The sequence below is a fragment of the Sphingobium cloacae genome (genome assembly GCF_002355855.1).
Lineage (GTDB): Bacteria > Pseudomonadota > Alphaproteobacteria > Sphingomonadales > Sphingomonadaceae > Sphingobium > Sphingobium cloacae.
Genome location: NZ_AP017655.1, coordinates 596,754 through 610,995, shown reverse-complemented (window position 1 = coordinate 610,995; position 14,242 = coordinate 596,754). Strand labels below are relative to the sequence as shown.

12 protein-coding genes are annotated in these 14,242 nt (G+C 64.3%); 7 read left to right on the top strand and 5 right to left on the bottom strand.

All coding sequences use genetic code 11. The features are described 5' to 3' along the window. Positions 1–25: 25 nt before the first annotated feature. Positions 26–1,459, bottom strand: a complete 1,434-nt coding sequence (locus SCLO_RS03110; protein WP_066518690.1) for an aldehyde dehydrogenase family protein — start codon at positions 1,457–1,459, stop codon at positions 26–28. Positions 1,460–1,622: 163 nt separating this feature from the next. Here SCLO_RS03110 and SCLO_RS03105 point away from each other — a divergent pair, with 163 nt between their 5' ends. Further along, positions 1,623–2,000 (top strand): winged helix-turn-helix domain-containing protein, encoded by a 378-nt coding sequence (locus tag SCLO_RS03105; RefSeq protein WP_066518603.1) that lies wholly within the window; start codon positions 1,623–1,625, stop codon positions 1,998–2,000. Between the two features lie 220 nt (positions 2,001–2,220). Continuing rightward, entirely contained in the window at positions 2,221–4,374 is a 2,154-nt protein-coding gene (locus SCLO_RS03100; RefSeq protein ID WP_083949115.1) for a TonB-dependent receptor plug domain-containing protein, read from the top strand. Positions 4,375–4,384: 10 nt separating this feature from the next. Here SCLO_RS03100 and SCLO_RS03095 read toward each other — a convergent pair whose 3' ends face one another. The 4 genes from SCLO_RS03095 to SCLO_RS03080 are packed head-to-tail and all read right to left on the bottom strand — an operon-like array spanning position 4,385 to position 9,424. Then, positions 4,385–4,837, bottom strand: coding sequence for a MaoC family dehydratase (locus tag SCLO_RS03095; protein WP_066518692.1), 453 nt, complete (start codon positions 4,835–4,837; stop codon positions 4,385–4,387). Next, entirely contained in the window at positions 4,837–6,675 is a 1,839-nt protein-coding gene (locus tag SCLO_RS03090) for an acetyl/propionyl/methylcrotonyl-CoA carboxylase subunit alpha (protein ID WP_066518696.1), read from the bottom strand. Before SCLO_RS03090 ends, SCLO_RS03095 begins: the two co-directional genes overlap by 1 nt. Positions 6,676–6,680: 5 nt before the next feature. Next, entirely contained in the window at positions 6,681–8,282 is a 1,602-nt protein-coding gene (locus SCLO_RS03085) for a carboxyl transferase domain-containing protein (RefSeq protein ID WP_066518606.1), read from the bottom strand. Then, positions 8,279–9,424 (bottom strand): isovaleryl-CoA dehydrogenase, encoded by a 1,146-nt coding sequence (locus SCLO_RS03080; RefSeq protein WP_066518608.1) that lies wholly within the window; start codon positions 9,422–9,424, stop codon positions 8,279–8,281. Before SCLO_RS03080 ends, SCLO_RS03085 begins: the two co-directional genes overlap by 4 nt. A gap of 121 nt (positions 9,425–9,545) precedes the next feature. Between SCLO_RS03080 and SCLO_RS03075 the strand changes: the two genes are divergently transcribed. From SCLO_RS03075 to SCLO_RS03055, 5 genes are all read left to right on the top strand, one after another. Further along, on the top strand, positions 9,546–10,415 hold the full coding sequence (locus SCLO_RS03075) for a LysR family transcriptional regulator (RefSeq protein WP_066518611.1): 870 nt from the start codon (positions 9,546–9,548) through the stop codon (positions 10,413–10,415). Positions 10,416–10,535: 120 nt separating this feature from the next. Then, positions 10,536–10,760 (top strand): hypothetical protein, encoded by a 225-nt coding sequence (locus tag SCLO_RS23760; protein ID WP_066518613.1) that lies wholly within the window; start codon positions 10,536–10,538, stop codon positions 10,758–10,760. Between the two features lie 283 nt (positions 10,761–11,043). Continuing rightward, positions 11,044–12,435 carry a sugar transferase gene (locus SCLO_RS03065; protein ID WP_066518616.1) on the top strand — a complete coding sequence of 464 codons (1,392 nt, stop codon included), beginning with the start codon at positions 11,044–11,046 and terminating at the stop codon, positions 12,433–12,435. Between the two features lie 129 nt (positions 12,436–12,564). Beyond that, positions 12,565–12,771 carry a hypothetical protein gene (locus tag SCLO_RS23145; protein WP_231923332.1) on the top strand — a complete coding sequence of 69 codons (207 nt, stop codon included), beginning with the start codon at positions 12,565–12,567 and terminating at the stop codon, positions 12,769–12,771. A gap of 281 nt (positions 12,772–13,052) precedes the next feature. Next, positions 13,053–14,222, top strand: a complete 1,170-nt coding sequence (locus SCLO_RS03055) for a hypothetical protein (RefSeq protein ID WP_096362081.1) — start codon at positions 13,053–13,055, stop codon at positions 14,220–14,222. Positions 14,223–14,242: the final 20 nt, after the last annotated feature.

Below are 14,242 nucleotides of genomic sequence, written 5' to 3'. Positions count from 1 at the left end.
CAGATTCCGACGCATGGATCGCGCGTCAGCCCTGGCCTTCATATCCCAATATGGCCTTCACTTCGAGAAAGTCCTCCAGGCCCCATTCACCGGCTTCCCGGCCGTTGCCCGACTGCTTGTAGCCGCCGAAGGGCACGTCGCAGTCCCAATCGGATTCGTTGATGCAGACATTGCCCGCGCGCAACTGCCGGGCGACTTCGCGCGCCCGCGCCAGATCGCCCGACTGCACATAGGCGGCCAGACCGTAAATCGTGTCATTGGCCTTATCGATGGCCTCCTGTTCGGTCTCATATGTCAATATGGCGAGAACCGGCCCGAATATCTCCTCGCGGGACAGGGTCGATCCATGGGCCACATGGGCGAAGATCGTGGGCTTGACGAAATAGCCTCGCTCATGGCCCTCGACCCGCCCGGCGCCGCCCGCGATCAGGTCGGCCCCTTCCGCGATGCCCGTCTCGATCAGCTTCTGGATCTTGTTGAACTGCGGCTTGCTGACGACCGGACCCAGGACGGAATCCGGGTCGGACGCCGGGCCGGTGCGATATGCCGCCGCCGCCGCTTTCGCATGGGCGATCGCTTCATCCAGCCGCTCGGCAGGCACGAACATGCGGGTCGGGGCATTGCAGGACTGGCCGCTATTGCCGAAGCATCCCGCCACGCCCCGCTTCACCGCCGCTTCCAGATCGGCGTCGCGCAGGATGATGTTGGCGGACTTGCCGCCCAGTTCCTGCGCCACGCGCTTGACCGTGTCGGCGGCGTTCTTCGCCACCGACACGCCCGCCCGCGTGGAGCCGGTGATGGAGATCATGTCGACACCGGGATGCCGCGCCAAGGCTGTCCCCACTTCCGGCCCGTCGCCGTTGACCAGGTTGAACACGCCCGCCGGAACGCCCGCGTCATGGAGAATCTCCGCAAAGACGATCGCGTTGAGCGGCGCCACTTCGCTGGGCTTCAGGATCATGGTGCATCCCGTCGCGATGGCGGGAGCGACCTTGTTCATGATCTGGTTGAGCGGCCAGTTCCATGGCGTGATCATCGCGACCAGGCCGATCGGCTCCTTGACGATCAGCGAAGCGCCGAGCGGCTTTTCGAACGCGAACCTTTCGAAAGCCCGGATGACGGCTTCCAGTTGCCAGATGCCCGTTCCCGCCTGCATTTCCTTCGCGAAGCCGAGCGGCGCGCCCATTTCGCGGCTCATCACTTCGCCCAGTTCATCCTGACGCGATCGATAGATTTCCAGGATGCGGCGGAGGAGAGCCATCCGCTCTTCCCGCGATGTCCGCGAAAAGGCGGGGAAGGCCGCCCGCGCCGCCGCGACCGCCCGATCGACATCTTCCCCGCTGCCCATGGAAATCCGGGCAAAGGCCTCCTCGGTCGAAGGGTCGATGACGTCCATCGTCCGGGGAACGGCGGGATGGACCCACTCGCCCCCGATATAGAATTGGAGATTGCGTGACACGAAAAACCCTTCTCCCTGGCCGGGATACGCCCGCTCCCATCGCAGCGCGACAGGCGTCATCGCGCAGATAGCCGGTGCCCTCCACGATGTCACGATCATGCCAGCCGCGCCAGATCCCATGTAGCGCTTAACGCAAACCATGAAAGGATGATAAGGACACGCCATGCGCGCCGACGTCCTCAAGCTCAAGATCCAGATTTTCTGCGGCGACGAAATCGCGATGGGTCCGGGAAAGGCCGATCTGCTGGAAGCCATCGACGCCCATGGCTCGATTTCCGCCGCGGGCCGCTCCATGGGCATGAGCTATCGCCGGACCTGGCTTCTGGTCGATGCGATGAACCGTTGCTGGCGCGAGCGGCTGGTCGAGACCGTCGCGGGCGGCGGAAAGGAACGCGGAGCACGGCTCACGGAAGCAGGCCGGAAAATCCTGGCCGATTACCGCACCGTCGAAAAAGCCGCTATTTCAGCCACGGCAGGCAAGAATTTCGACCATCTCAGGAGCCTGCTGAGGGATGCGCCCCTTCCTCCGCACGCTTCATAATCTAAGCCCGCATACCCGGCCCGGCATCGCAAAGCCGATCAGCCGGAAAGCTTTCCTGCATCACCCGCAAAAGCCTGTTTTCTCCGGCCCCGAAGCAACGCCGAAAGCCTGATCGCCTCGGCGGATCGCAACAAACCCATCATGCCGCCATGGCCCCGTGGCTGCGACATAACTATATATGAATGAATATAGTGAGTCGCACGATCGAAAAAGGGGGATTATGCGTTACTTGTTTGCCGCTGCCTTGCTGGCGGGCATGTCCCTGGTCCCGGTGGCCCAGGCCCAGACGGACGGAGCGCCTGCCACCGACCCATCGTCGGAGCGCTTCTCCCTGGGTCAGATCATCGTGACCGCGCCCCGTCCGGGCGGCGCGGGCATCGACGCCAACACATTGTCATCGAATGCGATCTACACCTTCAACCGCGCCTCGCTGGACGATGCGGTCAATCTGATGCCCGGCGTGGCGGCGGGCAACAGCGGCGGAACGCGCAACGAACGCCTCGTCTTCGTGCGCGGCTTCGACCGCTTTCAGGTGCCGCTATCGATCGACGGCATCCGCGTGTACCTGCCCGCCGACAACCGCCTCGACTATGGCCGCTTCCTGACGACCGACATCGCGGAAGTTCAGGTGGCCAAGGGCTATGCCTCCGTCCTCGACGGCCCCGGAGCCATGGGCGGCGCGATCAACCTCGTCACGCGCAAGCCGGCGAAGACACTCGACATCGACGTGCGCGGCACGATCAACCTCGACAATGACGTCGATTATGCGGGCTATTCGACCTCCGCCATGGTGGGCACGAAACAGGACCGCTGGTATGCGCAGACCAGCTATGCGCGCAGTTTCACCGACCATTGGGACTTGCCCAATGATTTCCGCGCGACCGTTCCTGCATTGGAGGACGGCGGCGCGCGCGACTTTTCCCGCACCCGCGACTGGCGCATGAACCTGAAGGTCGGCTTCACGCCGAACGACACCGACGAATATGCGATCAGCTACACGCGGCAGGCCGGCGCGAAGGAGGCCCCCCTTCACGTCAGCGACACGGTATCGACGCCCCGCTATTGGACATGGCCGAAATGGGACATCGACAGCGTCTATTTCCTGTCTACGACGGCGCTGGGCGACCGCGCGACGCTCAAGACGCGCGCCTATTATAATCAGTTCGATTCGGCGCTGCGTTCCTTTGACGACCGCACGCTGACGAAGCAGACCCGCGGCTATGCCTTCGACAGCCCCTATTGGGACAGGGCGTGGGGCGGCTCGGCGCAGCTCGATTTCCGGGCGTCGGACGCCGACACGCTGCGCATCGCCTTCCATTACCGCCACGACAAGCATGTGGAGGCACAGACCAGCTTTTCCGCTGCCGGCGTCCCCAGCACCGAACCGAAACAGACCCAGACGGAAAACGTCTTTTCCATCGCGCTGGAAAATGAGCTGAAGCTGACGCCGGATGTCACCTTCACGCTGGGCGGAAGCTTCGACTGGCGCGATCTCAAGCGGGCGGAGGAATATGGCTCGCCGCTCGGCACGTCGGGCACGCCCGCCACGCTCTACAACTATCCCCGCCGGGACGCCGACACATGGAACCTGCAAGGCCGGCTGGACTGGCAGGCCAGCGAGGCGCTGGCCCTGCACGCCAGCCTGTCGTCGCGGGCGCGCTTCCCCACCATCTTCGAACGGTTCAGCCAGCGCTTCAATCAGGCCATTCCCAACCCCGACCTGAAAGCGGAACGCGCGACCAACGCGGAAATCGGCGGCACATGGCTGAGCGGCCCGCTCAGGCTGGAAGGCGCGCTCTTCCATAGCTGGATCGACAGGGCGATCATCCCGTCGGTGCCGATCCTCGCCTATCCCTGCACGGCCTCGACCGCGCCGCCCGCCGTCCCCACCCCCGGCTGCGCCCAGCGTTACATGAGCCAGAGCCAGAATGTGGGCAAAGGCCATTATTATGGCGGGGAAATCTCCCTGTCCGCGACGCTGATGCCGGGGCTGGACGCGGGCTTCAACTATACGCTGACCAGGCGGAAGCTGCATTATGCCGGGCAGGGCGCGTTCGAGTTGACCGGCGTGCCGACGCACAAGGGCTTCGTCTGGCTCGACTGGTCGCCCGTGGAGCGGCTGCATATCGTCCCCAGCGTCGATCTGGCGTCGAAGCGCTGGACGCTGTTCACCGCCACCCCCGCCAGTAGTCCCGTGCGTTATTACCGGACAGGCTCTTACGCGAACGCCAGCCTGCGGATCGACTATGGGCTGACGGACAATATCGACCTGGGCATCGGCGGGCGTAACCTGTTCGACGATTTTTATGGGCTGACGGACGGCTACCCCGAACCGGGCCGCACCTTCTTCGCCAGCGTCCGCGTCAAATATTGATCCAACGCCGTCAATCCGCGCCGCCCCGCATCAGCGCCATGCGCAGGCATTCGCACACCAACTCGTCCCGCTGGTTGAACAGGCGATGGGTGAAGGTCACGACGCCCGCGCCGGGCCGCGACCGGCTGGGCTTGAGCGCGGTCACTTCCGTCTCGGCGCGCAGCGTGTCGCCGATGAACACGGGCCTTGGCATCACCAGCTTGTCATAACCCAGATTGGCGATCAGCGTCCCCAGCGTCGTATCGCCCACCGACAGCCCGACCATCAAGGCGAAGGTGAAGGTGCCGTTGACCAGTATCTGCCCGAACTCCGACGCCTTCGCCGCCTCCGCGTCCAGATGAAGCGGCTGCGGATTATGCGTCATGGTGGTGAAGAGCAGATTGTCCGTCTCCGTCACCGTGCGCCGAATCTCATGCTCGACCCGGTCGCCGACCTGCCACTGATCGAAGGCACGCCCCGCCATCATTCCTCTCCCTTGTCGATCCGGACCAGCAGAGCGCCCTCGCTCACCTGAGCGCCTTCCGCCGCGTTGAACTCCGCCACCACGCCGTCGAAGGGCGCGACGAGGCCATGCTCCATCTTCATGGCCTCCAGCGTCAGCAGCCTCTGCCCCTTGGCGACATGCTCGCCCCGCGCCACGGCAACCGAGATGATCCGCCCCGGCATGGGCGAAAGCACCTGCCCATCCGAAGCGCCCCCGCTCGCCACGCCATCGACGCGCCAGGACGACAGACGCCAGACCTGCCCGCCCTCCGCGATCAGCACCGCCTCCTGCCCCTCACCCGCATCGCGCGGATCGAAGGAAACCGTCAACGGCTCGCCATCCAGCAGAAAAACAGCCTCGCCGCGAACCGGCGCGTTCAGCCGGAACCCGCTCAATCCGCCGCCGCCAGCCACAGCCGCCGCCGCATCCGCCAGCGCTTCCTCGGAAGGCCGCTCCGGCGGCATCAACGCCTCGCCCTCGCGCCCGATCAGTCCCGTGTCGATCTCCGCCGCGACGAACGCCGGATGCTCCAGCGCCTTCACCAGAAAGCCCGCATTGGTCCGCAGCGGCCAGATCGCGCTGTCATCCAGACAGGCCGCCAACCGCCGCCGCGCGCTCTCCCGATCGCTCCCATGCGCGATCACCTTGGCGATCATCGGATCGTAGAAGGGCGAAATCTCCGCGCCCTCCTCCACGCCCGTATCGACCCGGCACCCTTCGCCCAGTTCGAACACCTCCAACGCCCCGATCGACGGCAGGAAGCCCTTCGCCGGGTCCTCCGCATAGAGCCGCGCCTCCATCGCCCAGCCATGGATCGCCAATTCCGCCTGCGCCACCGGCAAAGGCTCGTCCGAAGCCACCCTCAACTGCCATTCCACCAGGTCCTGCCCGGTGATCGCCTCGGTCACCGGATGCTCGACCTGAAGCCGCGTGTTCATCTCCATGAACCAGATGCGGTCCGCGCGCAGCCCTTCCGACCCGTCCGCGATGAACTCGATCGTCCCGGCCCCGACATAGTCCACGGCCTTCGCCGCCCGCACCGCCGCCTCGCAGATCGCCTGCCGCGTCGCCTCGTCCATGCCCGGCGCGGGCGCTTCCTCGATCACCTTCTGGTGCCGCCGCTGGAGCGAGCAATCCCGCTCGAACAGATGCACCACATTCCCATGCCGGTCGCCGAACACCTGCACCTCGATATGGCGCGGGTTCGTCACCCATTTCTCCAGCAGCACCTGATCGTTGCCGAAAGAGGACGCCGCCTCCCTCCGGCACGAAAGCAGCGCCTCGGCAAAGTCCTGTGGCCCATCGACCTTCCGCATCCCCTTGCCGCCGCCGCCCGCGACCGCCTTGATGAGCACCGGATAGCCGATGGCGTCCGCCTCCGCCGCCAATCGCGCCTCGCTCTGGTCCTCGCCCAGATAGCCGGGCGTCACCGGCACGCCCGCTTCGCTCATCAGCGCCTTGGCCGCATCCTTCAATCCCATGGCCGTGATGCTCGCCGGATCGGGACCGACCCAGATCAACCCGGCATCCATCACCGCCTGCGCGAACGCCGCATTCTCGGACAAAAAGCCATAGCCCGGATGGATCGCCTCCGCCCCCGTCTCCAGAGCGGCGGCAATGATCCGATCCCCCAGCAGATAGGATTCCCGCGCCGCGGAAGGCCCGATATGCACGGCCTCATCCGCCTCCCGCACATGCAGGGCATCGGCATCGGCGTCCGAATAGACCGCCACGGTCACAATACCCAGACGCCGCGCCGTGCGGATGATCCGGCAGGCGATCTCGCCCCGGTTAGCGACAAGAAGGGAACGCATCATCGCCATCACATCCTGAACAGGCCGAACTGCGCGCGCTCGGCAATCGGCGCATTCAGCGTCGCGGCAAAGGCCAGCCCTAAGACATCCCGCGTCTGCGCCGGGTCGATCACGCCATCGTCCCACAGCCGGGCGGTCGCATAATAGGGATTGCCCTCATCTTCATATTTCCTGCGGATCGGCGCCTTGAAAGCCTCCGCCTCCTCCGCGCTCCATGCCGCCGCGTCCCGATGCACCGTCGCCAGCACGGATGCCGCCTGCTCCCCGCCCATCACGGAAATCCGCGCATTGGGCCATGTGAAGAGGAAGCGCGGCGCATAGGCCCGCCCGCACATCCCATAATTGCCCGCGCCAAAGCTCCCTCCGATCAGCAGCGTGATCTTGGGCACCTGCGCCGTCGCGACCGCCGTCACCAGCTTTGCGCCATGTTTTGCAATGCCTTCCGCCTCATATTTCCCACCGACCATGAAGCCGGAGATATTCTGGAGGAACAGCAAGGGAATGCGCCGCTGGCAGGCCAGCTCGATGAAATGCGCGCCCTTGACCGCGCTTTCGCTGAACAGCACGCCGTTATTGGCGAGGATCGCCACCGGCATCCCCCAGATATGCGCGAAGCCGCACACCAGCGTCGATCCGTAAAGCGCCTTGAACTCATGAAACTCGCTGCCGTCCACGATCCGCGCGATCACCTCCCGCACGTCATAGGGCGCGCGCACATCGTCGGGGATGATCCCGTAAAGCTCCTCGGCCGCGAACTTCGGCGGCCGCGCCTCCCGCAGGTTCACTGCCGCCTTCCGCTCCGGCTGCAAGGTCGAAACGATGTCCCGCACGATGCTCAGCGCATGGCCGTCATTCTCCGCGACATGATCGACCACGCCCGACTTGCGCCCATGCAGGTCGCCGCCGCCCAGATCCTCCGCGCTGATGACCTCCCCCGTCGCCGCCTGCACCAGCGGCGGCCCGGCAAGGAAGATCGTCCCCTGATGCCGCACGATCACCGTCTCGTCCGACATGGCCGGCACATAAGCGCCGCCCGCCGTGCAGCTTCCCATGACGCAGGCGATCTGCGGGATGCCCTGCGCCGACATGTTCGCCTGATTGAAGAAGATGCGGCCGAAATGCTCCTTGTCGGGAAACACCTCCGCCTGATTGGGCAGGTTCGCCCCACCGCTGTCGACCAGATAGATGCAGGGCAGCCGGTTCTCCAGCGCGATCTCCTGCGCCCGCAAATGCTTCTTGACGGTCAGCGGATAATAAGTCCCGCCCTTCACCGTCGCATCGTTGCAGACGATCATCGCCTGACGCCCCGACACCCGCCCGATCCCGGCGATCAGGCCCGCGCCCGGCACCTCGTCATGATAAAGGCCGTTCGCGGTGAGTTGCCCGATCTCCAGAAAAGGCGATCCCGCATCCAGCAGCCGCTCCACCCGCTCGCGCGGCAGCAGCTTGCCCCGCGCCACATGCTTGTCCCGCGCCCTGGCCGATCCGCCCTGCGCGGCCACAGCGACTTTCGTCCGCAACTCCTCCGCCAGAGCCGCATTATGCGCGGCATTGGCGCGGAAATCGTCGGTATCGAGCGACAATTTCGTATCGAGGATCGGCGCGCTCATGCCCCGATCAGTTCCCGGCCGATCAACATGCGGCGAATTTCATTCGTCCCCGCGCCGATGTCCAGCAATTTGGCGTCGCGCATATAGCGTTCGACCGGCCAGTCCTTCGTATAGCCCGCCCCGCCCAGCGCCTGCACCGCCTCCAGCGCGACCTTCATCGCATTCTCGCTCGCCAGCAGGATCGCGCCCGCCGCGTCGAAGCGCGTCGTCCGGCCCGCGTCGCAAGCCCGCGCCACCGCATAGACATAGGCCCGCGCGCTGTTGAGCGCGACATACATGTCCGCGACCTTCGCCTGCATCAACTGGAACGCGCCGATGGGCTGGCCGAACTGCCTGCGCTCCCGCACATAGGGCAGCACCGTGTCGAGGCATGCCTGCATGATGCCCAACTGAATCCCCGCCAGCACCGTCCGCTCATAATCGAGGCCCGACATCAGCACGCCGACGCCGCCATTGAGCGGCCCCATGACATTCGCCTCCGGCACCTCGCAATCGTCGAACACCAGTTCGCCGGTGGGACTGCCGCGCATCCCCATCTTGTCGATCTTCTGCCCGATGGAAAAGCCCTTATACCCCTTCTCGATGATGAAGGTGGTGATGCCCTTCGATCCCTCGCCGGTCCTGGCATAGACGACCAGCGTATCGGCCTCCGCCGCGTTGGTGATCCAGAATTTCGTGCCGTTCAGCACATAGCGGTCGCCCCGCTTCTCCGCCCGCAGCTTCATCGACACCACATCCGACCCCGCGCCCGCTTCCGACATGGCGAGGCTGCCGACATGCTCGCCCGAAATCAGCTTCGGCAGATATTTCGCCTTCTGCGCCTCATTCCCCCAGCGCCGAAGCTGGTTGACGCAAAGATTGGAATGCGCCCCATAGGAAAGCCCGATCGAAGCCGAAGCCCGCGCCACTTCCTCCTGCGCGACCACATGCTCCAGATAGCCAAGGCCCAGCCCGCCCCATTCCTCCTCGACGGTAATCCCGTGCAGCCCCAGCGCCCCCATCTCCGGCCACAGGTCGCGCGGAAACCAGTCCTTCGCGTCGATCTCCGCCGCCAGCGGCGCGATCCTGTCCGCCGCGAAGCGCGCCGCGCTCTCCCGGATCATGTCCGCCGTCTCACCCAGCGCAAAGTCGAAATCCGTCATGGCAACTCTCCTTGTCCAGAAGTGTAACGCCCTCGCGCCTCATAGGAAAATTGAAATTCCAACAAATACTGCATTGATGTTATCTATACACCTCACCTCTTGCGCCACCGGATTCAAAACCGTGTTAGATCGCCATCTCGTCCGCTATTTCCTCGCCGTGATAGATCAGGGAAACTTCTCCCGCGCCGCCGCCCATTGCCATGTGTCGCAACCCACGCTCTCCATCGGCATCGCCAAGCTGGAGCGGACGCTGGGCTTCCCACTCTTCATCCGCTCGAACCAACGCGTCGAACTGACCGACGCGGGCGCCCGCTTCCTCCCCCACGCCCGGCGTATCGAACGGGAGTTCAACCTGGCGCTCCAGGCCATGGGAGAGGCCGCCGATCTGCCACCCCTGCGCCTCGGCGTGCTCAACAGCATATCGGGCGCGCTGATCGCGTCCGCCCTCGCCTCCGCCCCGCCGCAAAGGGATTGGCGGTTCGAACTGGTCTATGGCAGCGAAAGGGAACTGACCGGGCATCTCGCGAAGGGCCGGATCGACATCGCCTTGTCGCTGGTCGGACGAGGCGGCGACCGCTTCGCCGAAAAGCCCGTCGCGACCGAAGGTTATGCCGTCGCGATTCCCGCGAGTCACCCGCTGGCGGACCAGCGGGAGATCGCCGCCGAGGAACTCGCTCAGGACATCATGATCGTCCGCCGCCATTGCGAAGCGCTGTCCGAAATCAGCCGTCATTTCACCGAACGCGGTGTCCGCCCTCACTTCGCCTTGCGCTCCACCAATGACGAACGCGTCATGCAGATGGTGGCGGCAAAGCTGGGGATCACCGTCATGCCCGAAAGCTACCATCATGATGGAGTCCTGCGCCCCGGACTGACCGGCTTCGGGCTGAAGAGGACGATCGGCTGGGCCTTTTCCTCCGGGACGGAGCATTTTCTGGCAAGCCCCTTGCCCTTCATGCTGGCCGTCGGAACCGCCCTGAACGGGAAATGAGTGCAGCTTTATTGCACCTTCCGAACAATTTCATGTGCATAAAGGACAGACATGGTTTCGTTTTTCTTCGACACGGGTTATTCTCGCCTACTACGCATCATCGGGTAGTCAGGATGAAAGATGGTCGAACTTTTCCCTCCTCCCTTTGATGAAAATCCCGATGCCCCGGCAACTCGCTCCCGGCCTCAGCACGACCGCATCATGTCCGCGGCCGACGAAGGTCAGGACAGGCGGCTTTTCGCGATGGAGAGGCTGGACGGATATATCTCCCTGTTTTCACGATGGGCCGGGCCTGCGGCGCTGGTCGCCGTGCTGATGCTGATCGGCTGGATGTTCCTGGGCTGATCCCAGCCTTAAGGCACGGAAACAAAAGGGCAGAGTTCGGCCTTCGCGCCATCGCCCCGCCAAACAGGGGCGCGATGCCCATGTCTCCCCCTTCAACGGATCGTCGGAAAAGCGCGTCCGCATGTCCCACAGTCGATTGTCAGGACACCGCATTTATGTCCTGCTGCTTTGCAACATAAGTCAAAAGATGTGGATCGCCGGAGGGGAATGTCCCGATGGCCTGTCAGTCACGCTTCACGCGGCTGACAGTGAATCGATGTCCTGACGTAGAAAAGGGTTGCAGATGTCTAAGATCGATCTGGCGATCGAGGGAGTCCCCGGCCGCCAGCCTGCCGCCGCCACCGCCCGTCAGAATACCCGGCTGTGGCTGTGCCTGCTCATGTTGCTTGCCGACATGGCCGCGCTGGGCGCCGGTTTCGCGATCGGCATGGGAACCGCCGCGATCCCCGTACTTTCGGCCGAGCTATGGCAGCCTTTGTTTGGCGGCATGATCGTCTACGGCTTCGTGGCCTTCCACAACCAAGCCTACAACCCGCGCTGCCTGACCAAGGCGACGGCATCTTGTCGCAGCGCAGCACTGGCACTGGCAGGCACCTTGTTGATTTTCCTGCTCGTTCTCTTCTCCCTGAAGGCGACATCGGAGCTTTCGCGCCTCGGAATCGCGACGGGCCTGCTGTGCAGCGGCAGCCTGCTGATGGTCCAGCGCCTGCTCATCACGCGGGCGGTGCAGCGGCATTTCGGGCACGACCTTTTCGCGCAGCTCCTCATCATCGACGAGGGCTTCATCCCCGAAGACGTGCGGGGCATGGTGATCCTGGACGCGCCGGCCATCGGATTGAAGGCGGATCTGGACGATCCCTATATGCTGCACCGGCTGGGGATGGTGCTGCGGGATTTCGACCGGGTGGTGATCTCCTGCCCCGCCGACCGCAAGGCCGACTGGGCCCAGATGCTGAAGGGCGCCAATATATTGGGCGAGATCGTCGTGCCCGAACTGGCGCCCATGGCTCCGCTGGCGGTGCAGAACTGCCGGGGCGTCGCCACTCTGGTGGTGGCGCGGGGGCCGCTGAACCTTGCCAACCGGGCGAAGAAGCGCCTGCTGGACATCGCGCTCACCGTGCCGGTGCTGATCGCGCTCATGCCGCTGATGATCGTCGTCGCGATCGCCATCAAGCTCGATTCGCCGGGGCCGGTCTTCTTCCGGCAGGAGCGGATCGGCCGGGGCAACCGCCTGTTCCACATCCTGAAGTTCCGCAGCATGAAGGTGGAGCAGTGCGACGCGGCGGGCGCGGCCTCCACGCAGCGGGACGACGACCGCATCACGCGGGTCGGACGCTTCATCCGCAAGACCAGCATCGATGAACTGCCGCAGCTCATCAATGTTCTTCTGGGGGAAATGAGCCTCGTCGGGCCGCGTCCCCATGCGCTCGGCTCCACGGCGGAGCAGCAGCTTTTCTGGCAGGTGGACCGGCAATATTGGCACCGTCACGCCTTGAAGCCCGGCATCACGGGACTCGCGCAGGTGCGGGGGTTCCGGGGCGCGACGGAAACGCGGCGGGACATCCTGAACCGGGTGGAAGCGGACCTTGAATATCTGCATGGCTGGAGCCTGACGCGGGACATCGCCATCCTGATCGGCACGGCCAATGTGCTGATCCACCGCAACGCTTATTGACGGGAGGCGGGAGGTTTCCTCCCGCCCCGTTTTGCGATGAAGCGAGGGGCTGTTTTCCGATCGATCAACCATTTGTGAACCAAGAGAGCCGATAAGCCTGCGTCGGGACACCGGCGTGAGGATCAGATGGTGAGCGACGAAGCGGTTCGGATCAAAATAGCGGACGAGTCATCGAAGGATTCGTGTTTCGGCTATCGGCCGATGGGCAGCGCGATCGCTGTGCCGGGCCTGGCCGACAGGGCGGAGCAGTCGATCCAGATCCTGTCGCGATGGGCGGGAATCCTGGCTTTCGCGGGTGCCCTGGCGGCCATTTCCTATTTCCTGTTCCGGGGTTGAGACCGGGCGGGAGGCCGCCGCGCCGCCCCTGCCTTTCCTTGCTGCCAGATGAACGGAAAAGCCCCGGTTCGCGGGGCTTGAGTCGCGCATGAAACGAACCGTTGCTTTGGCGCGACCAGCCGCAGCCGACCCTATGTATTTTCCCTGAAATCGGATTAGCATGCCCCTTCGTTGCTGCAATGCAATAAGGGTCATAGCATTTGAGAACAGCCAATCGCCTGCATTTGCAGGAGCGCCATTGTGCGCCCGCAATAAACAAGAACGGCATACAACGGACCGCCATGGCGGCCGCGCTGGGCAGCGCCGTGCTGCTGTCCGCGGCGCCTTTTCCCGCCAGCGCGCAAGGGAATGACAGGAGCACGACCAAGCCGGAGAAACTGGGCCTTCAGATCGAAACCGGCCTCGACCTCCTCTATGACGACAATGTGTTCCGGGTCGACGACCGGGCGGAGAAACCCAGCGACGACATCATCGTCACGCCTTCGCTGCAACTGACCTATGCCCATCCCGTCGGCCGCCATGACGTGCTGCTGCGCGCCAAGGCGGGATATGACTGGTTCCTGTCGCACCAGGAACGAAGCAAGCTGAGGCTGGACGGCGAGGCGCTGGCGAATATCCGCTTCGGCGCGACCTGCGTGCTGACGCCGCGCGCCCAATATCGCCAGCAGCGCGCCGATTATGGCGACATCAACCAGAATACCGAGAATCTCCAGCGTTTCACGACGCTGGGCGCCGATCTTTCCTGCGCGCGGCCGGGCCTGTTCCCCGTCGCGGGATACGAACATGCGATGACGCGCAATGCCGACCGGTTCGACTATGCCGACCAGACGAGCGACAGCTTCTATGCGGGCGTGGGTTATAGCAAGCCGAGCCTGGGCACGATCACCGCCTATTACGAACATACGTCCAGCGACCGCGACAATCTGGGCATCACCAACCGCATCAACGCCTATGCGCTGCGGTTCCAGCGGTCGGTGTCGCCGCTGACGCAGATCGACGCGCAGGTCGCCTGGCTGGACGTGAAGAGCGATTCGAGCGTCGTGGGCGGCTATGACGGCCTGGGATGGGACGTGAAGCTGACCAGCGCCTTCATCCCCCGCCTGAAACTGTCCGTGTCCACCGAACGCAACATCGTGAACGACAGCCTGATCGCCAGCGGCTTCGCGATCCGGTCCAATTACCGGGTCGAAGGCTATTATGCGCTGAGCGAACTGACCTCCATCGGCCTTTACGCCGATTGGGAACGGCGCAAGTTCCGGCAGGACGCCGCGCTGCGCCCCTTCAACATCAGCGCCGACAGGAACCGCCGTTTCGGCGCGGCGGTGAAGCGCAAGCTCACCGACCGGGCCGATTTGACGCTCGACGCGCAGCATTACCGGCGACGCACCGACACGAGCGCGTCAAATTACAGCGGCACACAGGTGACCCTGTCCGCCCTTCTCCGATTCTAGACATGCACATGGGAGCGATA